Consider the following 26159-nt stretch of genomic DNA (forward strand, 5'->3'; position numbering starts at 1 on the left):
GGACGTATGCGGAACTGTTAACCATCGCGACTCCGGTCCCCGTTCCTGTCGCGTTCGTGAGTCTGTAATGTTCCGACCCGGTGCCGTTCGACGTCGTGCGGCACCGGGTCTTTTCCGTCCTGTCACGTCTTGTCATGTCGCGGACTGCCCGGTTCCGCGCCGACCCGTCTCGGCCTCGTCAACCCGGCCGGGCTAACGGGGCGTGTTGCGGTGGCGATTCACGGTTTTTGTCGCTCATATTCTTTTACTAGGTATGCTCTCCGACGGTTAGCAGGTCTACGCGCGTTTACCAGGGATCCAAGCGCGTCAGAGTCTGCATCTGGGAGCAGCGCCCGAAGGGGCGCTCATCGGAAGGAGACACCCGTGCGCCGGGTATCCAAGGTGACCGCGGCTGCGGTCGGCGTCACTCTCGCCCTCACCGCCACCGCCGCGTGCGGTAGCAAGCCCGACGACAAGAAGTCGAACTCGGGCACCAGCGCCACCCCCGGTGGGACGCAGGCGGCGAAGATCGACTTCAAGGCATGCATGGTGACGGACACCGGCGGCATCGACGACCGTTCGTTCAACGCGTCGTCGTGGGCGGGCCTGCAGCAGGCCAAGCAGGAGCTGGGCGTCGAGGTGAAGTACATCACCTCGAAGACCGAGAACGACTACGTGCCGAACCTCAACAGCCTCGTGAACGACAAGTGCGGGCTGATCGTCGCGGTCGGCGGCCTGATGGCCGACGCGACCAAGGCCGCCGCGTCCACGCACAAGGACCAGAAGTTCGCGATCGTCGACTCGTCCAGCATCGAGCCGAACGTCCAGGGCCTGGAGTTCAACACGGCCGAGGCCGGCTTCCTCGGCGGCTACCTCGCCGCGGGCTACTCGAAGTCCGGCAAGGTCGCCACCTTCGGCGCGCTGCCGATCCCGCCGGTGACGGTGTTCATGGACGGCTACGTCCAGGGCGTGAAGTACTACAACCAGGCCAAGGGCAAGAACGTCCAGGTCATCGGCTGGGACGACGTCAAGGGCGACGGCTCGCTCGCGGGCAAGTTCGACTCGCCGGCCGACGGTGAGCGCATCGCCAACGACTTCATCGCCCAGGGCGCCGACGTGATCATGCCGGTCGCCGGCCAGACCGGTCTCGGTGCGGCCTCCGCGGTGCAGAAGAGCGGTGGCAAGGCGAGCGTCATCTGGGTCGACCAGGACGGCTATGAGAGCGCCCCGCAGTACAAGTCGGTGTTCCTGTCCACGGTGACCAAGGACATCAAGTCCCAGGTGTTCAACGCGGTCAAGGCCGCGGCGAACAACCAGTTCACCACCAAGGCCACCATCGGCACCCTCGCCAACAACGGCGTCGGCCTCGCCCCGTTCCACGACTTCGACGCGAAGGTCCCCGCCGACCTGAAGTCCGAGCTGACCGCGGTCAAGGGCGACATCGTCAGCGGCAAGATCAAGATCACCTCGAAGAACCAGCCGAAGAGCTGACTTAAGCGATCGGGCGCCGCGGAAGCGATTCCGCGGCGCCCGTGTCCGTACCGCCCGGGCCCCGAGGGGACCCGGGTCGAACCCGTAGTGGCCCCTCGCGGGGGGCGTAGCCGAGGAGGTCTCCGCGTTGAAGCTCGAACTGCGCGGAATCACGAAACGGTTCGGGTCGCTGGTCGCCAACGACCACATCGACCTGACCGTCGAGCCGGGGGAGATCCACTGCCTTCTCGGTGAGAACGGTGCCGGCAAGTCGACCCTGATGAACGTGCTCTACGGGCTCTACGAGCCCACCGAGGGCGAGATCGTCGTCGACGGGACCCCCCGCAAGTTCCGCACCGCCGGTGACGCGATCGACGCGGGCATCGGCATGGTCCACCAACACTTCATGCTGGTCCCGGTCTTCACCGTCGCCGAGAACGTCATGCTCGGCCACGAGGAAACCACGCCGATGGGCTGGCTGGACCGCCGTCGGGCCCGCAAGAAGGTGCTCGACCTCGTCGACGAGTACGGCCTCAAGGTCGACCCGGACATGCTGGTCGAGGATCTTCCCGTCGGTCTGCAACAGCGGGTGGAGATCCTCAAGGCCCTGGTGCGCGACGCCAAGGTGCTGATCCTGGACGAGCCCACCGCGGTGCTCACCCCCCAGGAGACCGAGGAGTTGTTCCGGGTGATGCGCGCGCTGCGCGAGTCCGGCCACTCCATCGTGTTCATCACGCACAAGCTCAAGGAGGTCAAGGCCGTCGCCGACCGGATCACCGTGATCCGTCGCGGCAAGGTCGTCGGCACCGCCGACCCGGCCTCCTCGGAGAAGGAACTCGCGTCGCTGATGGTCGGCCGGCCGGTCGAGCTGGTGGTCGACAAGGCCGAGGCCGAGCCGGGCCCGGTGCGCCTGGAGATCAACGACCTGACCGTGCTCGACGCCAACGGCCAGGCCGTGGTGGACCGGGTCGACCTGCACCTGCGCGAGGGCGAGATCCTGGGCATCGCGGGCGTGGACGGCAACGGCCAGAGCGAGCTGACCCAGGCGATCCTGGGGCTGCGCGCCCCCGCGGCCGGGTCGATCAGCCTGGACGGCAAGGACCTGGCGGGCATGAGCCCTCGGCAGATCCTCGGCTCCGGGGTCGGCTTCGTCCCCGAGGACCGGCAGCACGACGGCATCGTGAGCGACTTCACAGTGGCCGAGAACCTGGTCCTGGACATGGTCACCCAGGCGCCGTTCGGCAGGCGCGGGTCGATCGTGCCCGGCGCGGTGCGTGACAACGCGCGCAAGCGGGTCGAGGAGTTCGACATCCGCACCCAGACCATCGACTCGCCGGCCGGCACGTTGTCCGGCGGCAACCAGCAAAAGGTCGTGGTCGCGCGCGAACTCTCGCGCCCGCTGCGGCTGTTCATCGCCTCGCAGCCCACCCGAGGGGTGGACGTGGGGGCGATGGAGTTCATCCACAAGCGGATCGTGGCCGAGCGCGACGTGGGCACCCCGGTGATCATCGTGTCCACCGAGTTGGACGAGGTGGTCGCGCTGGCCGACCGGATCGCGGTGATGTACCGCGGCCGGATCGTGGACATCGTCTCGCCGACCACCTCGCGCGGCGACCTGGGCCTGCTGATGGCCGGCGTGCTGCCCGGCGCGGAGCACACCGACGGCGCCGGAGCGACCCGCGCCGACACGGCCCCGGCCGGGCCGGTCGAGACGAAGACGAACGAGAGCGACGCAACCCCGGGGGAGGAGGACCCAGCGTGACCGAGGACAACAAGAGCACGCCCGGCGAGCCGAGCGAGGCGAAGCCCGCGGCGGCCGGGGCGAGCGCGACCGCGCCGCCCAAGACGTCTTTGGGCCGAGCGATGCTCGACGCGATCATCACCGGCAACTCGGCCGTGGTGACCTTCCTGGCCATCCTGCTCGCCCTGGTGGTCGGTGGCGTCCTGATGATCCTCGCGGACCAGGACGTGCTCGACCAGTACAAGTACTTCACCGCCGCCCCCGGCGACGCGCTCTCCGCCTCGTGGACCCTGGTCTCCGACGCCTACAGCGCGATGTTCAAGGGTTCGATCATGAACCCGGACCTGTTCGCCGACGGCTCGATCGAGGACAACTTCCGGCCGATCTCCGAGACGATCACCCAGGCCACGCCGCTGATCTTCGGCGGTCTCGCGGTCTCGATCGCGTTCCGCACCGGGCTGTTCAACATCGGTGCGCAGGGGCAGATCATCGCCGGCGCGGTGTTCGCGTCATGGATAGGGTTCGTCGTCGACCTGCCGCCGGTGATCCACCTGGTGTTCGTGATCCTCGCCGGCGTCATCGGCGGCGGTCTGTACGCGGGCATCGCCGGTGTCCTCAAGGCCCGCTTCGGCGCGCACGAGGTGATCGTCACGATCATGCTCAACCACATCGCGGTGCTGATGCTCGGCTGGCTGCTGACCACCGACACCTTCCGGCGCGGCGGGCAGTCGCAGCCGATCGGCAAGGACGCGCACGACAACGCGGTGCTGCCGAACCTGTTCGGCGACAACCTGCGGATCCACTTCGGCATCATCCTGGCGCTGCTCGCGGCCGGGATCTACTGGTGGCTGCTCAACCGCTCCACGCTCGGCTTCGAGCTGCGCGCGGTGGGTTCCAACCCGGACGCGGCCCGTACGGCGGGGATGAGCGTGGCCCGGGCGCAGATCCTGGCGATGGTGATCGCCGGTGCGATGGCCGGTCTCGCCGGTGTCTCGCAGGTGATGAGCTCGACCAACCCGGCACACACGCTGACCCCGAGCATCGACGCCGGCATCGGCTTCGACGCGATCACCGTGGCCCTGCTCGGTCGGACCAAGCCGCTGGGCACGGTGCTGGCCGCGCTGCTGTTCGGCGCGCTGCGCGCGGGTGGTTCGGTCATGCAGGCGTCCGCGAACGTGTCCGTCGACATCGTCATCGTCATCCAGGCCGTGATCGTGCTGTTCGTCGCGGCGCCGCCGCTGGTGCGCTCGATCTTCCGGCTGCGCGGTGCCCGTAAGGGCGCCGAGGGCGGGCCGCTGGCCGCCAAGGAGACCGTGGGGGTCCAGGCATGACCGAGCGGAATCCTGAAGGAGGCACACAGGTGGCGGACACCGTGATCGCCCCCGACGTGGAGGCCCCGGTGAACCCCACCGGGGAGGCCGCCGACGTGGTGCGGGCCGCGGCCCGCAAGAAGGCCCTGATCACGGGCATCGGTTTCGTCCTGGTCGGGCTGTACGCGCTGTGGGCGTTCGGCTTCGGCACCTCGGGCGGTGAGGACGCGGTCTTCGGGATGACCGTGCCCAACCGCGACACCACCCACGTGGGCGACCTGTCGCTGCCCGCGCGCGGCGTGGCGATCGCGATGTCCGTGGTGTGCATGATCGCGGGCGGGTTGCGGATCGCCTTCGACCGCTCGCGGCTGGCCACCCGGCTGAGCGTCGCGCTGTTCCTGATCGCGTTCGTGATCGCGTTCCTGGTGTGGGCGGTCGCGGGCAAGCAGATGTCCTTCGCGGGCGCCCTGCAGAACACCCTGCTGGCCGCGGTGCCGCTGGTGCTCGGCGCGCTCGCGGGCGTGATCGGCGAGCGCTCCGGTGTGGTCAACATCGCCATCGACGGTCAGTTCCTGTTCGGCGCGTTCGCCGCCGCGCTGACCGGCTCGGTGACCGGGTCGTTGTGGGCCGGGCTGGCCGCGGGCGCGATCGCGGGCGCGCTGATCGGCGGGCTGCTCGCGGTCTTCGCGGTGCGCTACCTGGTCGAGCAGGTCGTCCTCGGTGTGGTGATCAACCTGCTGGTCACCGGCATCACCGGCTTCCTCTACACACAGCTGCTGCAGAAGGACCCCGAGCAGTACAACAACCCGGGCGTGTTCGAGAACATCCGGATCCCGGGCTTCGCCGACATCCCGGTGATCGGCCCGGTCCTGTTCGACGTGAACGTGATCGTGTACCTGATGTACGCGCTGATCGTGATTGTGCACCTGGGCCTGTTCCACACCCGCTGGGGGCTGCGCGCCCGCGCGGTGGGCGAGCACCCGACGGCGGCGGACACGGTCGGCATCAAGGTCAACGCGACCCGCTACCGCAACGTGATCATGGCGGGCGCGATCGCCGGCGTCGGCGGCGCGTTCCTGACCATCGGCACGGTGGGCACCTTCTCGAAGGACATGACCTCCGGCGCGGGGTACATCGCGCTCGCGGCGGTCATCTTCGGGCGCTGGCGTCCGCTGGGCGCGGTGGCCGCGGCGCTGCTGTTCGGCTTCACCAGCGCGCTCGCGACCTCGTTGCAGCCGCTGAACACGTCGATCCCGAGCCAGTTCCTGCAGATGATGCCGTACGTGGTGACGATCTTCGCGGTGGCCGGTCTGGTCGGCAAGGTGCGCGCCCCGGCGGCGGCCAACAAGCCCTACACGAAGGGCTGACGGGCATGTCGGAGATCGATTGGCCGGCGCTGCGCAACGCGGCGACGGCGGCGATGCGCGGTGCCTACGCGCCGTACTCGAAGTATCCGGTCGGCGCCTCGGCCCTGGTGGACGACGGCCGGATCGTGTCCGGGTGCAACGTGGAGAACGCGTCGTACGGCCTGACGCTGTGCGCGGAGTGCGGTCTGGTGTCCGCGCTGCACGCGAGCGGGGGCGGCCGGCTCGTGGCGTTTTGCTGCGTGGACGGCGAGGGTGCGGTACTGATGCCCTGTGGGCGCTGCCGGCAACTGCTGTGGGAGCACGGCGGCCCCGGGATGTTGCTGGAAACCAAGCACGGGATACGGCCGTTGCGGGAGATCCTGCCGGATGCCTTCGGGCCCGAGGACCTCGCGTAACACCGTGTGTTCGTGAGTCGAACGGGCCGCCTCGGCGGCCGAGAGGAAATGGACGGCATGGACGCGATTTCGGTCATCCGAACGAAGCGGGACCGCGGTGAACTGACGGCGGCTCAGATCGACTGGGTGGTCGATGCGTACACCCGCGGCGAGGTCGCGGACGAGCAGATGTCGGCGCTGGCGATGGCCATCCTGCTCAACGGGATGAACGCGACCGAGATCAACCGCTGGACCGACGCGATGATCGCCTCGGGCGAGCGGATGGACTTCTCGACGCTGTCCCGGCCCACCGCCGACAAGCACTCCACCGGCGGGGTGGGCGACAAGATCACCCTGCCGCTGGCCCCGCTGGTCGCCGCGTGCGGCGTCGCGGTGCCGCAGCTGTCCGGTCGTGGCCTCGGCCACACCGGCGGCACGCTGGACAAGCTGGAGGCCATCCCCGGGTGGCGGGCGGCGCTGTCCAACGACGCGATGTTGCGGGTGCTGGAGGACGTCGGCGCGGTGATCTGCGCGGCGGGCGACGGACTGGCGCCGGCCGACAAGAAGCTGTACGCGCTGCGCGACGTGACCGGCACGGTCGAGGCGATCCCGCTGATCGCCAGCTCGATCATGAGCAAGAAGATCGCCGAGGGCACCGGCGCGCTGGTGCTCGACGTCAAGGTCGGCTCGGGCGCGTTCATGAAGGACCTGGACAACGCGCGCGAACTGGCCCGCACCATGGTCCGGCTGGGCGTGGACCACGGGGTCAAGACGGTCGCGCTGCTGACCGACATGTCCACCCCGCTCGGCCTGACCGCGGGCAACGCCCTCGAAGTCCGCGAGTCGGTCGAGGTGCTGGCCGGCGGCGGTCCGGCGGACGTGGTCGAGCTGACCGTGGCGCTGGCCCGGGAGATGCTGGCGGCGGCCGGGCAGACCCGGATCGACCCGGCCGACGCGCTGCGCGACGGCTCGGCGATGGACGTGTGGCGGCGGATGATCCGGGCCCAGGGCGGCGACCCGGACGCCAAGCTGCCGACGGCGCGCGAGACGCAGGTGGTCACCGCCGCCTCGTCCGGCGTGCTGACCCGGCTCGACGCCTACGCGGTCGGCGTGTCGGCCTGGCGCCTGGGCGCGGGTCGGGCCCGCAAGGAGGAGCAGGTCCAGGCGGGCGCGGGCGTCGAGCTGCACGCCAAGCCGGGCGACACGGTGGTCGCCGGTCAGCCCCTGCTGACCCTGCACACCGACACCCCGGAGCGCTTCGAGTACGCGAGCGAGATCCTGTCCGACGCGGTCACGATCGCCCCGGCGGGCACCACGTTCGAGCCGACCCCGATCCTGATCGACCGGATCGGCCCGACGGCCTGACGCCTCGGTACGCACACGCGAGCGGCCCTCGACTCCCGATCCGGAGCCGAGGGCCGCTCGCGTGCGTTGCGGGATCGACCGGTGCGTGCGCCGTGGCGCTCCGCGGAGGCGGGAAAACCCGCCCTACAGCAGGCCCAGCAGCACCGAGGCGACGCCCGAGACGGCCAGGCCGCCCAGGATCTCCGGCGACCAGCGCACCTGCACCGGGCCGGTGGACGCCTTGGCGAACTGCTCGCTCATCCCGCGCAGGTCGTCCACCACCTGGTCGGCGTGCGAGAGCTGGGGCAGGTCGTGCACGCCGCCGCGGCCGTACGGGTCCTCGGCGGCGGCGCGGCCCTGCTGCCGCAGCGCGCGCTTGCGTTCGCGCAGCGAGACCGGGATCGCCCAGATGTAGAACGACCTGTCGTCCGCGCGCACCTCGATCGAGTATTCGGCGCGCACCCGCTCCACCGCGCCCCACGGCACCACGATGGTCCGGAAGGGGTTGCGGATCACCAACCGCTCCGGCCCGACCAGCACCGCCGAGCGCAGCGTGAGCGCGACCACCAGGATCGCGAAGAAGACCACGACGGCGATCGCGAGCCACTTGGTGTCCCCGTCGCCGCGGATCAACGTGTCGATCACCATCCACAGCCCGACGGCGATCAGAAGCACCCCGACGGCCATCGCCGGTCGGGAGCGGTACGTGGTGATGTCCTCGTCGCTGCTCATGACCGGTGATTGTGCCGCACGACGGCGCGCGGGTGTCGATGCCCGGGGATCGACCGCCTCGGCAACTTTGCCTCGACCGGACCGCCGGCCCGGACGCTACGCGAGTAGATATGCTCGTCTTGTGAGCATGCCGTCTGCAATTCTCGCCGACCCGGCCGAGGTCACCTCGTCCGAAGCGGCCCTTCGACGCTTCCTGCACGGGCTTCCCGGCGTCGACAGGGTCGGAACCGAAGCGCGGGCAGCGATGCTCGCCACCCGCTCGATCAAGACGGATGCGAAGGTCGCCGCGATCGACCTCGCCATCCGCATGATCGACCTGACCACATTGGAAGGTGCCGACACCCCGGGCAAGGTCCGGTCCCTGTGCGCCAAGGCGCTGCATCCGGACCCGGGCGCCCCCGACGCCCCCCGACCCGCCGCGATCTGCGTCTACGGCGACCTGGTCGCCGAGGCCAAGGCCGCGCTCGGTGATTCCGGCGTACACGTCGCCGCCGTCGCCACCGCGTTCCCGTCCGGGCGCGCCTCGCTCGACGTCAAGCTCGCCGACGTGGCCTACGCGGTCGCCGCCGGCGCGGACGAGATCGACATGGTCATCGACCGCGGCGCGTTCCTGGCCGGCCGCTACCGCGACGTCTTCGACGAGATCGTCGCGGTCAAGGCCGCCTGCGCGCGCGATGAGGCCGCGGGCGGCGGGAGTGCCCACCTCAAGGTGATTCTGGAGACCGGTGAACTGTCGACGTACGACAACGTTCGCCGCGCGTCGTGGCTGGCGATGCTCGCGGGCGCCGATTTCATCAAGACGTCCACGGGCAAGGTCGCGGTCAACGCGACACTGCCGGTGACGCTGGTGATGCTCCAGGCGGTCCGCGACTTCCGCGAGGCGACCGGTCGCCAGGTGGGCGTCAAGCCCGCCGGCGGGATCCGCACCACCAAGGACGCGATGAAGTATCTCGTCCTGGTCAACGAGACGGTCGGCTCCGACTGGCTGGACCCCGACTGGTTCCGGCTCGGTGCCTCCAGCCTGCTCAACGACCTCCTGATGCAGCGCCAGAAGCTGGCCACGGGCCGCTACTCCGGCCCCGACTACGTGACGGTGGACTGACAGCCATGGGCAACCCATTCGAGTACGCGCCCGCGCCCGAGTCGCGCGCGATCGTCGACATCGCCCCGGCGTACGGGCTGTTCATCGACGGCACCTTCGTCGAGGCGGCGGACGGCGGCCGGCTCAAGACGGTGAACCCGGCCACCGAGGAGGTGCTGGCCGAGATCGCGGTCGGCGGCGAGGCGGACGTGGACCGCGCGGTCAAGGCCGCGCGCAAGGCGTTCAAGTCGTGGTCGGCGCTGCCCGGCGCGCAGCGCGCCAAGTACCTGTTCCGGATCGCCCGGCTGATCCAGGAGCACGCCCGCGAGCTGGCCGTGCTGGAGTCGATCGACAACGGCAAGCCGATCCGCGAGTCGCGCGACGTGGACATCCCGCTGGTCGCGGCGCACTTCTTCCACTACGCGGGCTGGGCGGACAAGCTCGCGCACGCGGGCCTGGGGCCCGACCCGAAGCCGATCGGTGTGGCCGGTCAGGTCATCCCGTGGAACTTCCCGCTGCTGATGCTGGCCTGGAAGGTGGCGCCGGCCCTCGCGGGCGGCAACACCGTGGTGCTCAAGCCAGCGGAGACCACCCCGCTGACCGCGCTGCGCTTCGCCGAGATCTGCGTCGAGGCCGGGCTGCCGAACGGCGTGGTGAACATCGTCACCGGCGCCGGCGAGACCGGGCGCGCGCTGATCGCCCACCCCGACGTGGACAAGGTCGCGTTCACGGGCTCGACCGCCGTGGGCAAGGAGATCGCCCGCACCATCGCGGGCACTCGCAAGCGGGTCACCCTGGAGCTGGGCGGCAAGGCCGCGAACATCGTCTACGACGACGCGGCGATCGACTCCGCCGTCGACGGCATCATCGAGGGCATCTTCTTCAACGGCGGCCAGGTCTGCTGCGCCGGCTCCCGACTGCTCGTGCAGGAGTCGGTGGCCGACGAACTGCTCGCGAGCCTGACCCGGCGGATCAAGACGCTGCGCGTGGGCGACCCGCTGGACAAGAACACCGACGTCGGCGCGATCAACTCGGCCGCGCAGCTCTCCCGGATCCAGGATCTGGTCGCGGCGGGCGAGGCCGAGGGCGCCGAGCGCTGGTCCCTGGCCGGCGAGCTGCCGGGCAAGGGCTTCTGGTTCCCGCCGACGGTGTTCACCGGCGTCACCCAGGCGCACCGGATCGCCCGGGACGAGATCTTCGGCCCAGTCCTGACCGTACAGACCTTCCGCACCCCCGCCGAGGCCGTGGAGAAGGCCAACAACACCGCGTACGGCCTGTCCGCCGGGGTGTGGACGGAGAAGGGCGCCAAGGCCCTGTGGACCGCGCAGCGGCTGCGGGCGGGCGTCGTGTGGACCAACACGTTCAACAAGTTCGACCCGGCCTCGCCGTTCGGCGGGTACAAGGAGTCGGGCTTCGGCCGCGAGGGTGGCCGCCACGGGCTGGAGGCCTACCTCGATGTCTGAGCGCCTTGAGGTGTTGAAGACCTACAAGCTGTACGTCGGGGGCAAGTTCCCCCGGTCCGAGAGCGGGCGGGTGTACGCGGTGACCGACAGCAAGGGCCGGACCCTGGCCAACGCCCCGCGCGGCAGCCGCAAGGACGCCCGTGACGCGGTGGTCGCGGCGCGCAAGGCGTTCCCGGGCTGGTCGGGCGCCACCGCGTACAACCGGGGCCAGATCCTGTACCGGATCGCCGAGATGCTGGAGGGTCGGCGCGAGCAGTTCGCGACCGAGGTCGCCGCCGCCGAGGGCGTCAACCGGACGAAGGCGCTCGCGGCCGTGGACGCGGCCGTGGACCGCTGGGTCTGGTACGCCGGGTGGACCGACAAGCTCGCCCAGGTCGCGGGTGGCGCCAACCCGGTCGCCGGGCCGTTCGCCAACTGGTCGACGCCCGAGCCCACCGGCGTGGTCGCGGTGATCGCCTCGCAGCGCTCCTCGCTGCTCGGCCTGACCAGCGCGGTCGCGCCCGTGATCGCCACCGGCAACACCGCCGTCGTGCTCGCGGCCGGTGCCTCGGCGTTGCCCGCGCTATCCTTCGCCGAGGTCCTGGCGGTCTCCGACCTGCCGGGCGGGGTGGTCAACATCCTCACCGGGCACCCGGCGGAGATCGCCCCGACGCTCGCGTCCCACCAGGACGTCAACGCGATCGACCTGACCGGTGTCGCGCCGGACGCGGGCGTCGCGTCGGCGCGCGACCTGGAGATCGCGGCGGCGGACAACCTCAAGCGGGTGCTGCGCCCCGGTGCCAAGGAGCCGGACTGGACAGCGGACCCGGGCACCGCGCGCATGCTGGCGTTCACCGAAATCCGCACGGTCTGGCACCCGACCGGACACTGACCCCAGCCCGCCGACGCGGGCCTGCGGGTCCCGCGTCGGCGGGCTCGCGGGCGGCGGGTTCCGCACCTGCGGCCCGGGTCCGGAGGTGTGTGCGGCAGTGGGCCTGTCACCCACGTGGGGGACAGGCCCACCGGTCGTTTCCGGGTCGGTGCGGATCGGCCATCGGGCCTCAGGCGGCGAGCACACTGTCGGCGCGGGTGCCGCTGCCGCCGCCCGCCGCCGGGCCGGCCGAACCGGCCGGACGCCGGGCGAACAACCCGGACAACTTCCACGTGCCCAGGACGCGGGCGATCACGACGACGGCGAAGAGGGCGAGCAGAGCGGACATGTGATCAATCCTCGAAGGTGCGTGGGGCACGTCGAGCACGGTGCCCTCGACACCCGACGCTAGGCCCCCGAAGTCGTCCGCCCGGCCCTCTTGACGCGGCATCGACGCAGGTGGGGGCGTTCCTGACGGGATCTTGACGAACGCCGGGCGCGGCTCAGCGCAGCGCCAACTCGGCGATCACCGCTGCGTGATCGGTGCGTGGCACCCGGTGTTCGGACACCGACACCACGTCGATGCCGCCCGTCACCAACACGTGGTCGATCCCGAACAGCGGCGGCAGCCCGTGGAAGTGGGCCATCGGCCAGGTGCGGGTCAACCCCCGCCCACGCTCCTCGTGCGCGTCCCGCAGCCCGGGGTCGGTCAGCGCGCGGAACGAGGCGTTGTCGAGCGTCGCGTTGAAGTCGCCCAGGAAGACCGTCGGCAGTGTGCGGTGCTCCGCCTCGCGGCGCAGCGCATCCATGTCGTGTGCCCACTTCCCGGCCTGCCCGCGCATCGGCGGGATGGTGTGCACACCCTGGAGCCGGATCCGGTGTCCGTCGATCTCCACGGTGGCGCCGGGCATCGGCATCGTGGTCCGCTCCGGCAACAGCCGCGCGTCGGTCAGCGGCCGGCGTGCGTAGATTGCCAGCCCACTCGCCCCCGGCTCGCCGTGACCGGCGCTGTACGGCAGCTCCCGCGTCAACCCGGCCCGGTCCAGACCCGCCGCCAACTCGGGGGTCAACTCCTGCACGGCCAGTACGTCCACCCGCTCGCGCACCACCAGTGCCGTGATCCGCGCCGCGTCGGCGGTGCCGAAATAGGCATTGGCGGTCATCACCCGCACCCGGGTACCACCCGGAACGGGCGCGCCGGCCGGGGTCAGGCGCGGCAACATCCACAGGGTGTGGACGACCACCAGGCCCAGCGCGACGAGCAGGGTGATCCGCATCCGCAACACCGCCGCCCCGAGCAGCACGACCACCGAGGCCGCCGCCGCGTAGGGGGCGAACACCGTCATGATCGCGACCGGCCACATCGCGTCGAAGACGAGCAGCCGGGCACCGGTCACCAGCACGGCACCGGCGAAGAGCAGGCCGATCACGCACCGTCCGAGGGTGCGCAACCGGCGGCGCAGCCGCCACAGTCGAGGCGGCGCCGGAATACCCTCCGCCGGTTCCTCCTCGACCTCGGCGGTCACGCTTCGGTCCGCCCGGGAGCCTGCGCGGGCGGCGGGGTCGTCGGTCGGGGCGGCACCACGCCCACCCCGCCGGTCGAGTCGGCGTCGACGGCGGTCGTGGCGGCGGTGTGCGCCCCGGTCGCCGGATACTGCCCGGTCGACGCCGGGTGGGTCACGACCGGCTGCCCCGCGGCGGTCGTGTCACGTGCGTACGAGGGCCACTCCTGGGGCGGCAGCGAGCGGCCGCGGGTGACCGTCGGCGGGCTCGGCGCGCCGAGCACCACGATCAGGAAGTAGGCGCACAGCGCGAACAACACCAGCACGCCCACGTTCAGCGCGCTCTGTTCCACCCGCGCTCCGGCCGGGATGCGGGCGAAGCCGCCGCCGTCGTAGGCGAGCGCGCCCAGGGCCGCGGTGAGCCCCACGACGCCCTGTACGGCGAGCACCCCGAGCGCCGTCCGGGTGATCACCCGGGCCCGCGGCGTGGGCCGCCCGGCATGGGTCACCAGGAGCACCGCGGCGGCGAGCAGCACCGGAGTGAGGGCGTCGAGCAGCGTCGACTGGCCGCCGTAGGCGCGCGCCCGAAAACCGTCCACGCCCGATCCGACGCCGAACAGGACGCGCAGCGCGTCGACCGCCAAGCGCAGTGCCAGAAAACCGACCAGCGTCCATGCCGCCGGCTCCCGCAGACGATCCGTTTCCTGCCGCATCCGAATGCCTCCCCGTGGCCACGTTCGCGGCTCAGGGTAGACGGGAGCCGGCGCTGCGGCGGGAGAGCGCCCCGTGCGCGGCGCACCGGCGTGCGCCTCGCACGACTCAGAGCTTGTCGAGGGCCTGCTGCACGGTCATGCCCCGGGCCAGGTCGCCGGTGACCATGTCGGTGCCGACCGGCGTGTCGCCGACGTCGGTGCCGACGCTGTTGGACAGCGGGTTCAGACCGCCGCCGTTCATCGGATTGAGTTGCGCGCGCTGCACGACGCCGAGCACCGCCTCGGTCGCGGCGGCGGCACCGGTGCCGGTCGCGGCCACGTCGGGCCGGGACATCGCCTCGGGCGCGAGGGGCGAGGCCGTGGCGCTCCCGGCGAGGCCGAACGCGGCGGCGGCGCCGAGAGAGGTCGCGGCGATCGTGCGGAGAACGGAGGACATGAAGTGGCCCTTCCCGGTCGACTGGGGGATTGACCACGCAACGTAGCCACTCGACTACGCCGAACGCAATTCGGCGCCCCGCGCACCGATGTCCCGAATCCGCATCGAACCCGACGGAAATTCGACGGAACCGTCACAGCCCCATCCGCCGTCCCTGCCGATGAGACCGACACGACCGGGGGAGCGAACGGGATCGACGAAGTCGCCGGCCATGTGGACGACGACACGGACAACCGCACGGACGCGGAACAACTGCACAGTGGAAGAGCGGCGCGGGACCGGTAAACCGGGTAAACCGCGGGCGAGCGAACGACGACACCCGGTCGGGCGCGAAGGTCGAGAAGAGCGAAGCGCGGTGCGCTCAGGCGACCAGCTCGGCGAAGGCCTCGTCCGCGCCGAAGCTCAGCGCGTCGTCCTCGCGCAGCCGGCGCAGCGCGCGCCAGATGCTCGACTTGACCGTGCCGACGCTGCATCCCAGCACCTCGGCCACCTCGGGGTCGGTCCGGCCCTCGTAGTAGCGCAGCACCAGCATCGTGCGCTGCGGCTCGGGCAGCTTGGCCAGCGCCCGCCACAACACGGCGCGCAGCTCGGTGTCGCCCATCGAGTCGGAGCCGTCCGGACGCTCGGGCAGCTCCTCCGAGGGGTACTCGTTGATCCGGCGCCGCCGCCAGGCGGATATGTGCAGGTTGGTCATCGTCCGCCGCAGGTAGCCGCCGAGCGCGGCCTTGTCCTGGATTCGACCCCACGCCTGGTACGTGCTCATCAGCGCGCTCTGCAACAGGTCCTCGGCCTCGTTGCGGTCACCGGTGAGGTGGTACGCGGTGGCGAACAGCGCCGACCGGCGCTCCCTGACGTACGCCGTGAATTCGTCGTCGACACTCTCCGTGCACGCGGCGCTACGCGCGTTCCCGGGCAGCGGGGCGAGGGCGACGACGGTACGACGGTTGTCCTTGCGGATGACCTGCGACTGCGTCCTGGTCTGCATGACTTCTCCCCCGGCTCGGCGCTCGTTCACGATGTACAGCCTGCTGGGCGGGCTTCATCGTCAGGTCGGCGAGCTGTCACAGGTATGCAACAGCGACCTCGGGCGGCGAACCGGAAGGGGGCTCCCCGTGTTCTTCCCAGCCGTGACGTCAGACACAATGGCCTGCGTGCCCTACCTGCTGCTTATCGAGGATGACGAGTCCGTACGCACCGGACTCGAACTCGCCCTGGGGCGCCAGGGCCATCGCGTGGTCACCGCGGCCACCGGTGAGGCCGGTCTGGAGCGGTGGCGCGAGCAGCGTCCCGACCTGATCGTGCTCGACGTGATGCTCCCGGGCATCGACGGGTTCGAGGTGTGCCGGCGGATCCGCCGCACCGATTCGCTGCCGATCATCCTGTTGACCGCGCGCAACGACGACATCGACGTGGTGGTCGGCCTGGAGTCCGGCGCCGACGACTACGTGGTCAAGCCGGTGCAGCCGCGGGTGCTGGACGCCCGGATCCGCGCGGTGCTGCGCCGCGGCGAACGCGAGGTGTCCGACGCGTCGGTGTTCGGCGACCTGGTGGTCGATCGCAACGCGATGACGGTGACCAAGGCCGGCGAGGAGCTTCAGCTCACCCCGACCGAGCTGCGCCTGCTGGTCGAGCTGAGTCGGCGCCCGGGTCAGGCACTGTCCCGCCAGCAGCTGCTTCGCCTGGTGTGGGAGCACGACTACCTCGGTGACTCGCGCCTGGTCGACGCGTGCGTGCAGCGGCTGCGCGCCAAGGTGGAGCAGACCCCGTCCGCGCCGACGCTCATCCGCACTGTCCGGGGCGTCGGTTACCGCCTCGATCCGCCCCAGTGACGGCCCGTCCGCCCCTCGTCCGCAGGTTCGTCCGACGGGTCGCCCCGACCCTGAAGCTGCGTTCGTTGCGATTTCGGGTGCTCGTCGCGTTCGCACTGGTCGCGCTGATCGCGGCGGTGGCCGCCTCCGGCATCGCCTACTGGCTGACCCGCACCGCCGTGCTGGAGCGCGCGCAGGACTCGGTACTGACCGAGTTCCGGGACAACCTCGGCCGGGTCTCGGCCGGACTGCGGGAGAACCCGGACCAGGCCGACCTGGGTCCCGCCGTGGACCAGATGCGGGAGAGCAGCTTCGGCTACTCGGTGGTCCTGGTCGGCGCCGACGGTCGCCCGGTCGCCTCCAACCCTTCCCGCTTCCCGCTGGAGCGGGTGCCCGCCAAGCTCCAGCGCATCGTGCAGACCGCCGACAACAACGGCGGCTTCCACATGTACTTCCAGCGGATCGACATCGACGGACAGCCGTACCTGGTCGGCGGCACCCGGGTGGTGCCCAACGGCCCCACCGGCTACATGTTCAAGTCGCTCAAGGACGAACAGGCCGACCTCAACTCGCTGGCCCGCTACCTGATCGTCGGCACCCTGCTCGCGCTCGGCGCGGCGGCGGTGGTGGCGCTGTTCGCCGCCCGGCACATCCTGCGTCCGGTGCGCCGACTCGGCTTCGCCGCACGGGAGTTGGGCGCGGGGCGCCTGGACACCCGGCTCGACGTGCGCGGCTCGGACGAACTCGCCGACCTGTCCCGGACCTTCAACGACGCCGCGGAGAAGCTGGAGCGCAGCGTCGCCGAACTGCGCGCCCTGGAGTCCTCCTCGCGCCGCTTCGTCGCCGACGTGTCCCACGAACTGCGCACCCCGCTCGCGGCGATGACCGCGGTCAGCGAACTGCTCGAAGAGGAGGCGGACAGCCTCGGTGAGCAGGGCGCGCCGGCCGCGCGCCTGGTGGTCGCCGAAATCGAACGCCTCGCCACGCTGGTCGAGGACCTGATGGAGGTCTCCCGCTTCGACGCGGGCACCGCCGCCCTGGTGGCCGACGAGGTGGACATCACCGACCTGGTCACCGCGTGCCTGGACGCGCGGGCCTGGATGGACGCGGTGGACCTGCGGGCCCCACGCGGCATCCTGGCCCGGGTGGACCCGCGCCGGCTGGATGTGATGGTCTCCAACCTGGTCGGCAACGCGCTGCGCCACGGCGGCTCCCCGGTGACCGTGGAGATCCACCGCGAGCCGCGCCTCGCGCTGCCCGGCCTGATCGACTCGCCGATCGAGCAGGACCTGGTGATCGACGTCTCCGACACCGGTCCCGGCATCCCCGAGGACGTACTGCCGCACGTGTTCGACCGCTTCTACAAGGCGGACAGCTCGCGGGCCCGCTCCGAGGGCAGCGGTCTGGGCCTGTCCATCGTGATGGAGAACGCGCGCATCCACGGCGGGACCGCGTTCGCGTCGAACATGCCCGGCGGTGGGGCGAAGTTCACACTGCGCCTGCCGCTGGTGCCGCCCCAGCTCGAAGAGATAATCGACCCGGACGAGGGCGTCGAGGACGACGGGGTGCATGCCGACCTCGAAGCCGAGGACGCCGAAAACAGCGGTCGTACCGCTCGGGCCGATCGGGCCGACGCGGATCTCGGTGATGTCTCGTCCGGTGGCAGGGACGAGCGAGGAGGCGTGCGTTGAGACCCAGGCGGCGGCTTCCGATCGCGATCCTCGCGACCACCGGCGTGCTCGCCGCGCTCACCTCCTGCGGGATCCGACCGACCGAGGGGCCGGTCGGCGCCGGGAAGCCGGCCAACCGGACCGCGCCGTCCGTACAGAGCCAGCTGCCCGGCTCGGAGCGGCACATCGTGTATCTGGTGAAGGACAACCGGCTCCAGGCCCTGCCCAGGGCCGGCCGGCTCCAGCTGCGACCGAGCGAGGCGGTCCCGGACCGGCCGCGCACCGATCAGCTCAACCAGCTCCTGGAGGAGCTGCACCTGGGCCCGAACGACGCCGAGGCGCTGAACGGGTACACCACCGCGCTGCCGGCCGGCGGCCTGGTCGCGGCGGATCGGCGCGAGGGCGATCCGCCGACCCTGTTCCGGCTGGACGCGCCGCTGGCCGCGCTGGCCACCATCGCGCTGGGCCAGGTGGTCTGCACACTGCAGAGCGCGTCCGGGGGCAACACGGTGCTGCTCGCGGGCCGACGCACCGCGCCCGAGCAGTACCGGTGCGAGAGCTATCTCGACATCAGCCGCAAGAGCACCGCGACCCCGACCACCGGCACCCAACCCACCGGCCCGCCGTCGGCGTTCGAGAAGGACTGGCCGCAGGCGTCCCGCCCCTCCGGGAAGACCCTTACTCCCCAGGGCGGATGACCGGCCGGGTCCTGCGGCGGATGTGCCCGGGCCGGAACCGGCCTACCTTCGAAGGACGACGACGTTCCCTACGACGCCGTCGGATCGAGGAGGAGCGTCATGAGCACCATCACCGCCCCCCGGCTCAGTCGCCCGCGCCACGGCCGCCGGATCGCCGGCGTCTGTGCCGGCATCGCCCGCCGCTGGGGCTGGTCGCCCACCACCGTGCGGGTGGCATTCCTGCTGTCCTGCCTGCTGCCGGGCCCGCAGTTCCTGCTCTACATCGCGCTGTGGATCCTGCTGCCCGAGGACTGAGCCCGCCGGGACGCCGCCCGCCCCGGTCGTGCCGGCGCCTATCATCCGATCAACGGATGGTCGGGCAGGTCGATCGAGCGGTCCGATGGGACCGAGAGGCTCCGGGCCGGGCGCTCGGTCGGGGGGCGGGGACATGCAACCGGGTACAACACACAACAAGAACCTCATCGTCACCGTGTCGGTGTTCGCCGGCGTGCTGGTCACGCTGGTGGGCCTGGTGCTGAGCGGCACCCTGGCGGTCAAGGCCGGGCGCACGCAGGCGATGAACTCCAGGCACTACAGCGACAGCGACGTCGAGGACACGCGGGGCTTCTGGGACCAGGACCGGCAGGACGAGGCCAAGCCGCGCGGCGCGGAGATCACCCCGGGCCGGCCCGCACCGGAACTGCCCGACCAGGACCAGCAGCGCCCCGCCGCGGACTACCGGCAACCGCCGACCATCGAGGCACGCCGGGTGGCCTCGCCGTACACCCGGCCCGAGGTGGCGATACGCGGCAAGATCTTCTTCCGGATGCCCGAGGGCGTCGCCGAGTGCAGCGGCACCGTGGTGCACCACCCGAGCGGCAACATGGTGTGGACGGCGGCGCACTGCCTGCACGGCGGGCGCAACGGGGACTTCTACGACCGGGTCACCTTCGTCCCCGGGTACAACGGCGCGGGCCGCACCCAGGCCGAGCGCGAACCGTACGGGCGGTGGCCGGCGCGGCGCACCACGGTGAGCAACCACTGGGCGCAGAACGCGGATCCGAACGGCAAGGACGCGAGCGCGTCGCCGTACGACTACGGCGCCTTCATCGTCGACTCGCGCGGCGGCAGGACCCTGGAGGACGCGGTGGGGCCCGGGGCGGACGTGTACTGGAACGCCCCCCGGCATCTTCGCGTGCAGTCGTTCGGCTATCCGGGTGACACCCCCTACGACGGCACCGCGCTCTACACGTGCTCGTCGCCCACCACGGACTTCCGCGAGGACGGCTGGCCGCAGCCGGACATGTTGTGGATGGGCTGCACGATGACCGGCGGGTCCTCCGGCGGCGGCTGGTTCACCGAGGTGGACGGGCAGTTGCGGCTGGTCAGCAATGTCTCGCTCGGGGTGACCACCCCCGGGTCGCGCACCATGACCGGGCCCTATCTGGGCGACGTGGCGAAGGACATGTACGACTCGCTGTAGCGGCGGCGGCGAGGCGCGGCGGGGGCGGGCCGCTCTCGGCGCACTCGCTGCCCCTCGATGTTCTCCGGGTGTGACGAAGCCGTGTCCTCGCGCAGGATCGATACGCGATGGACACGGCTCGTGCGACGGCTGGATCGAACGGGTTCCCCGGCGACGACCCGGCTCGGCGGCGAAGGCGGAACCCGGTGCGAGGACCTACAGCGGCAGGCTCGACAGCGGCGACGTGCCGCCCGCGCCGGTCAGCTTGTCGGTGGGCAGGGCGTTGAGCGGCGAGCCCAGGCCGCCCTTGGCCGGGCCGCTCTGCGCCGCCGCGTTGCCCATGTTCTGCTCCATGTCGCGGGCCATGCCGTGCGCCACGCCGGTCGCCAGGCCGTCGAGGGGGGCGTGGCCCGGGGTGAACGCCTGGCCGACGGGAAGCTTGTCGGTGACCTGGGTCAGCGGGAACGGCGCGGCGGCGTCCGGCAGGGCCGCCTGCGCGGTGGAGGCGGCCGGGGCCAGCTCGTCGACCAGGTCGGTCACGGGCATGGCGCTCGCGGAACCCGCCGCGCCCGCGGCGATTGCCGCGCCGAGCCCGGCCGTGATGGCCGCCTTACGCGTTACCGATCGCATGTGCATCCTCGGTTTCTCGATTCGGGCGGGGCGGGATACACCCCGTAACGAAGTGAGTCCGCAAGGTAGCGAACCGGATGTGGAATGCGCAAAACGCCCCCTTCGCGGCGCGCCGAGCCGTTCGTCCCGAGGCGGCGGGGCCGGGCGCGCCCGCGAGGCGGGTCGGGCGGGCGCGCCCGGAGGGGTCAGCTCCGGCCGAACAGCCATTCCGACTTGAGTGCGGCATAGCCCGGCTTGATCACCTCGTTGATCATGGCGAGGCGTTCGTCGAAGGGCAGGAACGCGCTCTTCATCGCATTGACGGTGAACCATTGCAGGTCGTCCAGGCCGTAGCCGAACGCCTCGACCAGGTGCTCGAACTCCCGGGTCATCGACGTGCCGCTCATCAGCCTGTTGTCGGTGTTGATCGTGACGCGGAAATACAACCGGCGCAGTAGACCGATCGGGTGTTCCGCGTACGAGGAGGCGGCGCCGGTCTGCAGGTTCGAGGTCGGGCACATCTCCAGCGGGATGCGCTTGTCGCGCACGTACGCCGCGAGCCGGCCCAACTCGACGCTGCCGTCGTCCTTGACCGTGATGTCGTCGATGATCCGCACGCCGTGGCCGAGTCGGTCCGCGCCGCACCACTGGAGCGCCTGCCAGATCGACGGCAGGCCGAACGCCTCGCCGGCATGGATGGTGAAGTGGTTGTTCTCGCGCTTGAGGTATTCGAACGCGTCCAGGTGGCGCGTAGGCGGGAAGCCCGCCTCGGCCCCGGCGATGTCGAAGCCGACCACGCCCAGGTCGCGGTGCCGGTTGGCGAGTTCGGCGATCTCCAGCGAGCGGGCCGCGTGCCGCATCGCGGTGAGCAGCGCGCCGACCCTGATCCGGTTGCCGGCCGCCGCTGCGCGGCGCTCGCCCTCGCGGAAACCCTCGTCGACCGCCTCGACGACCTGGTCCAGGGTCAGACCCGCTTCCAGGTGCTGCTCGGGGGCGTAACGGACCTCGGCGTAGACCACGCCGTCGGCGGCCAGGTCCTCGGCACACTCGGCGGCGACCCGGAACAGGCCCTCGCGGGTCTGCATCACCGCGACGGTGTGGTCGAAGGTCTCCAGGTAGCGCTCCAGCGAACCGGAGTCGGCCGCCTCGCGGAACCAGGTGCCGAGCGCGTCGGGGTCGGTGGTGGGCAGGCGGTCGTAACCGACGGCCGCCGCGAGTTCGATGATCGTGGCGGGACGCAGCCCACCGTCTAGGTGGTCGTGGAGCAGGACTTTGGGGGCGCGCCGGACCTGTTCGACCGTGGGCGAGACAGCGGGCGTGTTCGGGTGACTGCTGGACATGAAAGGACTTTACTGCCTACGCGCGTAGATCATGTGACGGCCGCGTGAAGATTCGGCCATGGGCGCGCGAGGGATGCCCGATCGGCGCCCGCGAGCACGATCCACCCCCGAAACGGCCTGCGCAGGGGCTGCTCGCGGCGCGCGAACTCCCGCTCCAGACTCAGCCGTTGGCCGGATCCGGATGCAGCAGCCGACCCCGGCGGCCGAGCACGAATTCGCGGAACAGCCGTACCGGCGCGGTCTCCGGACGGCTCGGCATCCAGGCAAGCCCGATGGTGCGGAAGGCGCGCGGCGCGGTGACGGTCAGATCCACCGTGCCCGGACGCGGGGTGTCGGGCGCGGGCAGCAGGGCGACGCCGAGCCCCGCCGCGACCAGACCGCGCAGGGTGTCCGTCTCCTCGCCCTCGAACGCGACCTTGGGGACGAAGCCCGCCTCGGCGAACAGCGCGTCGGTGATCCGGCGCAGCCCGTAGCCCGGTTCCATGCAGACGAACACGTCCTCGGCCGCCTCGGCCAACCGCACCCGCCGCCGGCCGGCGAGCCGGTGGTCGGCCGGCACCACCAGGTAGAGCCGCTGATCGTCCAGCGCGCGCACGGCCAGGTCGGACGCGTCGGGCAGCGGCGCGGTCAGGCACAGGTCCAGTTCGCCCGCCCGCATCCGCTCCAGCATCACCGACGCCGATGCCTGGACCAGTTGGAAACGGATGCCGGGGTGGTCCACCCGGAACGCGCGCAGCAGTTCGGGCACCGCCTCCGGCCCCATCGTGTGCAGGAATCCGAAGGCGACCTTGCCGCGCGCCTCGCCCGCGTCCTCGATCACCTCGTCGAGGCCGCGTTCGAGCAGGGCCAGTGCCTGCTCCACGTATCCGAGCAGGGTGTGGCCCTGCCGGGTGAGTGCCACGCCGCGCCCGGTCCGGGCCAGCAGCGGCACACCCACGTCGGCCTCCAGCCGGGCCATCGTGCGGCTGAGGGTGGGCTGCGGGATGCCCAGCCCGGCCGCCGCCCGGGTGATGTGCTCCTCCCGCGCGACCGCGGCGAACTGGGTCAGGAGCGGCGCGATGGCCGCGACGACCTCGGAAAGCTCTGCCGACCTGCTGTCATACGTCACAGCATGGATTCTCGCCGAAACATGCATTGGACGCATGAAACCGCGCGGTCTAGTTTCATGGACATGCCTGCCTCGAACACCGCTTCGGACCCAGCCCCAACCCCCGCTCCGACCTCCGAACCCACCCGGCACGCGCGCGGCTCGCGCGGGTATCGCCGGGTCAACCTGGCGCTGTTCGCCGCAGGCTTCTCCACCTTCGCGATGTTGTACGCGACGCAGACGCTGCTGCCGGAGCTGTCGGCCCGCTTCGACCTGGACCCGGCCACGGCGAGCCTGTCGGTCTCGGTGACCACCGGTGCGCTCGCGCTCGCGGTGATCCCGGTTAGCATGGTCTCCGAGCGGTGGGGCCGCTCGCGGGTGATGACCGTCTCGGTGTTCGCCGCCGCGCTGCTGGGCGTACTGGCCGCGTTCGCCCCGGACTTCGCCACCCTGGTCGTGCTGCGCGCGGTGCAGGGCGTGGCGCTTGCGGGGCTGCCCGCGACCGCGATGGCCTACCTCGCGGAGGAAGTCGACCGGCCCTCGCTCGGCGCGGCCATGGGGTTGTACGTGGCGGGCAACAGCATCGGCGGCATGGGCGGCCGGTTGGTCACCGGCCTGGCCTCGGACCTGGGCGGTTGGCGGGTCGCGCTGGTGGCGGTGGGCCTGTTGGCGCTCGGCTCGGCGATCGCCTTCCGGGTGCTGCTGCCGGCGTCGCGCAACTTCACCCCGTCGACGATGTCCGCGGCTCGGCTCACCGGCGTGTTGCGGTCGCACCTCGCGGATCCGGTGCTGCGCCGGTTGTACCTGCTCGGCATGATCTTCATGGCCGCCTTCGGCACGGTCTACAACTACCTCGGATACCGGCTCCTCGCCGAGCCGTTCGCACTGCCGCAGACGGTGGTCGGCGCGATCTTCGTGATCTACCTGGCGGGTACGTTCAGTTCGGCCGCGTCGGGTCGGCTGGTCGGTCGGCTCGGGCACCGGGTCACGCTGTGGACGGCGGCGGCGATCACCGCGACGGGGGCGCTGCTGACCCTGCCGGACAACCTGGCCCTGGTCGTGGTCGGGCTCATCGTGCTCACGGCGGGCTTCTTCGCGGGCCACTCGGCGGCCAGTTCGGCGGTCGGGCTGCGCGCCCGCGAGGGCCGCGCGCAGGCGTCCGCGCTCTACCTGGCGGCCTACTACCTCGGCGCGAGCGTGGGCGGGCCGGTCGGCGGGGTCGCCTTCCACGGGCAGGGCTGGGCCGGCGCGGTACTGCTCGTGCTGGTGCTGATGGCCGCCGCGGGCGTGGTGGCGACGGGGCTGAGCGGCCGGCCGGCGAAGACCCCGAGCCCGGCCCCGGCACGGGTGCGCCGGCCCCACGCCCACGCGCGCTCGACGGCCTGAGCCGACGTGCGGCGCCCCCCGGCGACCCGGCGACCCGGTGACGCGGTGATTCAGTAGCCCTGGGCCGCCTTGCGCTCGGCGACCGCGACCCTGGCCCGCTCGATCTCGTTGATGTGCGTCTCGGTCCACTCGCGCAGCGCGCGGATCGGCTCGCCCAGGCTGCGGCCGAGGTCGGTCAACGCGTAGTCCACCCGGGGCGGGATGGTCGGGGTCACCGTGCGCAGGACGAAGCCGTCCGTCTCCAGGCTGCGCAGGGTCTGGGTGAGCATCTTCTGCGACACCCCCTCGATCCGGCGGCTCAACTCCGTGTAGCGCATGGGTCCGTCGCGCAGGATGTCCACGATCAGCACCGTCCACTTGCCGGCGATGTGGTCCAGGACCTGACGTGTGGCGCACTTGGCGCTGTAGACGTCGGCGGGAAGGCCGACCGATTCGACGATGGTCACCATGACCGGAGAGTAGCGCACTAATTAGTGCCTGCTTCCCATTGGAGAGTGGCGCACCCAAAATCGTGTCCATGAGCACTTACACCATCAACGACCGGGTCGACGGCAATGACAACGCCGTGCACACTTCCGCGCCGAGCCCCGCGATCTCGGTCGCCGAGGCCATCCGCGCCCGCCGCACCATTCGGCACTACCGCCCCGAGCCGGTCCCGGCCCACCTCCTCGACACCCTGCTCGAACTGGCCGTCGAGGCGCCGACGAGTTGGAACCTCCAGGACCGCTCGATCGTGGTGGTGTCCGACGACGCCGACGCGCGTGCGGGTCTGATCGCGGCCACCGGCGGCCAACCGCAGGCGCACGAGGCCCCGGTTCTGCTCGTGTTCGTCGCCGAGCCGCAGGCCTGGCGCGAGGACCGCGCCGACGTCTACGAGCAGGCGCACCGCAACGGGGCGTGGAACGACGAGTTCGTGGCGATGTTCGCGGCCGAGTCCGAGAGGTTCCAGCAGGGTCTGGCCGCGCGCGGGATGTTGCGCGAGTACGCCGTCAAGGACGCGATGATCGCCGCCACCTACGTCCTGCTCGCCGCGACCGAACTGGGCCTGGCCACCTCGCCGATGAACGGCTGGGACGAGGACTCGGTCAAGCGGGCGATCGGCGTCGGTGACCGCGACGACCTGGCCATCGCGCTGGTCGTCGCGGTCGGCTACCCGACCGAGGAGCGGCGCCACCCGGGGCGCCGCCCGATCGAGCGCAACGTCTTTCGGGGCCGCTACGGCACCCGGTGACCGGATGCCGTGGCGGCCCGCTCACCGGGTCAGCGGTCGCGGCGCCGCCGGACCAGCCGGCCGGTGCCGTACAGCACGAGCAGGCCACCGACCGCGAGCAGGGCCGCGCCCGCGATCGGAGCGGACCACGAGCCGCCGAGATCCGGGCCGCCGCCGACACCGGTGTCCGGGGTGAGGGTGTGCATGAGAGCGCTCGCGGCGTCCGAGCCGAACGCGTAGGCCAGGCCCGCGACAAGCACCGGCAGCAGGAGTACGCCGCCCACGAAACTCGTCAGCGCGGGGATCGACCGCCCGGCCATCGCCCACCGCAAGACCTGCCGCGGACGGTGCGTGCCGGGTGCGGAAAAGCGGAACGGGGTGCTCATGACGACCTCTCGGGAATGGGTTCTGCCGACGTACCCACCATCCGCCGGCGGACCCCTTGCGCACATCCGTCCCGAGGGCCAGAGCAAACCCGTACGCAAGTACTACCCGACCCCGGGCGGGTCCGGGGCGGGGTGGACATGCGTGGGGCGGGGCAGCCGATC

Annotated in this window: 27 protein-coding genes; 16 read left to right on the plus strand and 11 right to left on the minus strand. The window is 71.3% G+C overall.

The window, feature by feature from the left end; genetic code table 11:
• The first annotated feature begins 363 nt into the window (after positions 1 to 363).
• From ACMXN5_RS20465 to ACMXN5_RS20490, 6 genes are all read left to right on the plus strand, one after another.
• Positions 364 to 1470, plus strand: coding sequence for a BMP family protein (locus ACMXN5_RS20465; RefSeq protein ID WP_395787473.1), 1107 nt, complete (start codon positions 364 to 366; stop codon positions 1468 to 1470).
• 127 nt (positions 1471 to 1597) lie between these two features.
• A complete protein-coding gene (locus ACMXN5_RS20470) occupies positions 1598 to 3211 on the plus strand; it encodes an ABC transporter ATP-binding protein (RefSeq protein ID WP_439676458.1) in 1614 nt (537 codons plus the stop codon).
• A complete protein-coding gene (locus ACMXN5_RS20475) occupies positions 3208 to 4521 on the plus strand; it encodes an ABC transporter permease (RefSeq protein ID WP_439676459.1) in 1314 nt (437 codons plus the stop codon). Before ACMXN5_RS20470 ends, ACMXN5_RS20475 begins: the two co-directional genes overlap by 4 nt.
• A gap of 29 nt (positions 4522 to 4550) precedes the next feature.
• A complete protein-coding gene (locus tag ACMXN5_RS20480; RefSeq protein ID WP_395787479.1) occupies positions 4551 to 5867 on the plus strand; it encodes an ABC transporter permease in 1317 nt (438 codons plus the stop codon).
• Between the two features lie 5 nt (positions 5868 to 5872).
• On the plus strand, positions 5873 to 6262 hold the full coding sequence (locus tag ACMXN5_RS20485) for a cytidine deaminase (RefSeq protein ID WP_395787481.1): 390 nt from the start codon (positions 5873 to 5875) through the stop codon (positions 6260 to 6262).
• Between the two features lie 57 nt (positions 6263 to 6319).
• Complete coding sequence (locus tag ACMXN5_RS20490) at positions 6320 to 7606, plus strand: thymidine phosphorylase (protein WP_439676460.1); 1287 nt, start codon at positions 6320 to 6322, stop codon at positions 7604 to 7606.
• Positions 7607 to 7729: 123 nt separating this feature from the next.
• Here the strand turns inward: ACMXN5_RS20490 and ACMXN5_RS20495 are convergent, their stop codons facing one another.
• Entirely contained in the window at positions 7730 to 8317 is a 588-nt protein-coding gene (locus ACMXN5_RS20495) for a PH domain-containing protein (protein ID WP_439676461.1), read from the minus strand.
• Between the two features lie 127 nt (positions 8318 to 8444).
• Between ACMXN5_RS20495 and deoC the strand changes: the two genes are divergently transcribed.
• From deoC to ACMXN5_RS20510, 3 genes are read left to right on the plus strand one after another with little or no spacing between them, the layout of a single operon-like run.
• Entirely contained in the window at positions 8445 to 9419 is a 975-nt protein-coding gene (deoC, locus tag ACMXN5_RS20500) for a deoxyribose-phosphate aldolase (RefSeq protein ID WP_439678041.1), read from the plus strand.
• Between the two features lie 5 nt (positions 9420 to 9424).
• Complete coding sequence (locus tag ACMXN5_RS20505) at positions 9425 to 10861, plus strand: aldehyde dehydrogenase family protein (RefSeq protein ID WP_439676462.1); 1437 nt, start codon at positions 9425 to 9427, stop codon at positions 10859 to 10861.
• Positions 10854 to 11732, plus strand: a complete 879-nt coding sequence (locus ACMXN5_RS20510; RefSeq protein WP_439676463.1) for an aldehyde dehydrogenase family protein — start codon at positions 10854 to 10856, stop codon at positions 11730 to 11732. Before ACMXN5_RS20505 ends, ACMXN5_RS20510 begins: the two co-directional genes overlap by 8 nt.
• Positions 11733 to 11901: 169 nt before the next feature.
• On the opposite strand, the gene ACMXN5_RS20515 is transcribed toward ACMXN5_RS20510, so the two are convergent.
• From ACMXN5_RS20515 to ACMXN5_RS20535, 5 genes are all read right to left on the minus strand, one after another.
• Entirely contained in the window at positions 11902 to 12060 is a 159-nt protein-coding gene (locus tag ACMXN5_RS20515) for a hypothetical protein (RefSeq protein WP_439676464.1), read from the minus strand.
• 154 nt (positions 12061 to 12214) lie between these two features.
• Entirely contained in the window at positions 12215 to 13237 is a 1023-nt protein-coding gene (locus tag ACMXN5_RS20520) for an endonuclease/exonuclease/phosphatase family protein (protein ID WP_439676465.1), read from the minus strand.
• Positions 13234 to 13926, minus strand: coding sequence for a hypothetical protein (locus ACMXN5_RS20525; protein ID WP_439676466.1), 693 nt, complete (start codon positions 13924 to 13926; stop codon positions 13234 to 13236). Before ACMXN5_RS20525 ends, ACMXN5_RS20520 begins: the two co-directional genes overlap by 4 nt.
• A 106-nt stretch (positions 13927 to 14032) precedes the next feature.
• The gene (locus ACMXN5_RS20530) at positions 14033 to 14362 is read right to left on the minus strand and encodes a hypothetical protein (protein ID WP_439676467.1); all 330 of its coding nucleotides are present in this window, start codon (positions 14360 to 14362) and stop codon (positions 14033 to 14035) included.
• A gap of 361 nt (positions 14363 to 14723) precedes the next feature.
• Positions 14724 to 15347, minus strand: coding sequence for a SigE family RNA polymerase sigma factor (locus ACMXN5_RS20535; RefSeq protein ID WP_126637481.1), 624 nt, complete (start codon positions 15345 to 15347; stop codon positions 14724 to 14726).
• 166 nt (positions 15348 to 15513) lie between these two features.
• Here ACMXN5_RS20535 and ACMXN5_RS20540 point away from each other — a divergent pair, with 166 nt between their 5' ends.
• The 5 genes from ACMXN5_RS20540 (at position 15514) to ACMXN5_RS20560 (ending at position 20000) form a co-directional block, all read left to right on the plus strand.
• Entirely contained in the window at positions 15514 to 16191 is a 678-nt protein-coding gene (locus tag ACMXN5_RS20540) for a response regulator transcription factor (RefSeq protein WP_174861367.1), read from the plus strand.
• A gap of 56 nt (positions 16192 to 16247) precedes the next feature.
• The gene (locus tag ACMXN5_RS20545) at positions 16248 to 17861 is read left to right on the plus strand and encodes an ATP-binding protein (protein ID WP_395788625.1); all 1614 of its coding nucleotides are present in this window, start codon (positions 16248 to 16250) and stop codon (positions 17859 to 17861) included.
• Positions 17858 to 18538, plus strand: coding sequence for a hypothetical protein (locus tag ACMXN5_RS20550; RefSeq protein WP_439676468.1), 681 nt, complete (start codon positions 17858 to 17860; stop codon positions 18536 to 18538). The genes ACMXN5_RS20545 and ACMXN5_RS20550 overlap by 4 nt, the downstream gene beginning before the upstream one ends.
• A 99-nt stretch (positions 18539 to 18637) precedes the next feature.
• On the plus strand, positions 18638 to 18832 hold the full coding sequence (locus ACMXN5_RS20555; protein WP_380005164.1) for a PspC domain-containing protein: 195 nt from the start codon (positions 18638 to 18640) through the stop codon (positions 18830 to 18832).
• A 133-nt stretch (positions 18833 to 18965) separates the two neighbouring features.
• Positions 18966 to 20000 (plus strand): trypsin-like serine peptidase, encoded by a 1035-nt coding sequence (locus ACMXN5_RS20560; protein ID WP_439676469.1) that lies wholly within the window; start codon positions 18966 to 18968, stop codon positions 19998 to 20000.
• A gap of 195 nt (positions 20001 to 20195) precedes the next feature.
• Here ACMXN5_RS20560 and ACMXN5_RS20565 read toward each other — a convergent pair whose 3' ends face one another.
• The 3 genes from ACMXN5_RS20565 to ACMXN5_RS20575 form a co-directional block, all read right to left on the minus strand.
• A complete protein-coding gene (locus ACMXN5_RS20565; RefSeq protein ID WP_395787501.1) occupies positions 20196 to 20609 on the minus strand; it encodes a hypothetical protein in 414 nt (137 codons plus the stop codon).
• A gap of 185 nt (positions 20610 to 20794) precedes the next feature.
• Positions 20795 to 21928 carry an adenosine deaminase gene (locus ACMXN5_RS20570; protein ID WP_439676470.1) on the minus strand — a complete coding sequence of 378 codons (1134 nt, stop codon included), beginning with the start codon at positions 21926 to 21928 and terminating at the stop codon, positions 20795 to 20797.
• A gap of 160 nt (positions 21929 to 22088) precedes the next feature.
• The gene (locus ACMXN5_RS20575; protein ID WP_439676471.1) at positions 22089 to 23036 is read right to left on the minus strand and encodes a LysR family transcriptional regulator; all 948 of its coding nucleotides are present in this window, start codon (positions 23034 to 23036) and stop codon (positions 22089 to 22091) included.
• A 63-nt stretch (positions 23037 to 23099) separates the two neighbouring features.
• Here ACMXN5_RS20575 and ACMXN5_RS20580 point away from each other — a divergent pair, with 63 nt between their 5' ends.
• Complete coding sequence (locus ACMXN5_RS20580; RefSeq protein WP_439676472.1) at positions 23100 to 24401, plus strand: MFS transporter; 1302 nt, start codon at positions 23100 to 23102, stop codon at positions 24399 to 24401.
• Positions 24402 to 24451: 50 nt separating this feature from the next.
• Here the strand turns inward: ACMXN5_RS20580 and ACMXN5_RS20585 are convergent, their stop codons facing one another.
• Positions 24452 to 24850: a winged helix-turn-helix transcriptional regulator gene (locus ACMXN5_RS20585; RefSeq protein ID WP_439676473.1), complete on the minus strand. Its 399-nt coding sequence runs from the start codon at positions 24848 to 24850 to the stop codon at positions 24452 to 24454.
• Between the two features lie 68 nt (positions 24851 to 24918).
• Between ACMXN5_RS20585 and ACMXN5_RS20590 the strand changes: the two genes are divergently transcribed.
• Positions 24919 to 25632, plus strand: a complete 714-nt coding sequence (locus tag ACMXN5_RS20590) for a nitroreductase family protein (protein ID WP_439676474.1) — start codon at positions 24919 to 24921, stop codon at positions 25630 to 25632.
• A gap of 29 nt (positions 25633 to 25661) precedes the next feature.
• Here the strand turns inward: ACMXN5_RS20590 and ACMXN5_RS20595 are convergent, their stop codons facing one another.
• The gene (locus ACMXN5_RS20595; RefSeq protein ID WP_439676475.1) at positions 25662 to 25997 is read right to left on the minus strand and encodes a hypothetical protein; all 336 of its coding nucleotides are present in this window, start codon (positions 25995 to 25997) and stop codon (positions 25662 to 25664) included.
• Positions 25998 to 26159 lie beyond the last annotated feature (162 nt).

The sequence above is a fragment of the Embleya australiensis genome, assembly GCF_051903075.1.
GTDB lineage: Bacteria > Actinomycetota > Actinomycetes > Streptomycetales > Streptomycetaceae > Embleya.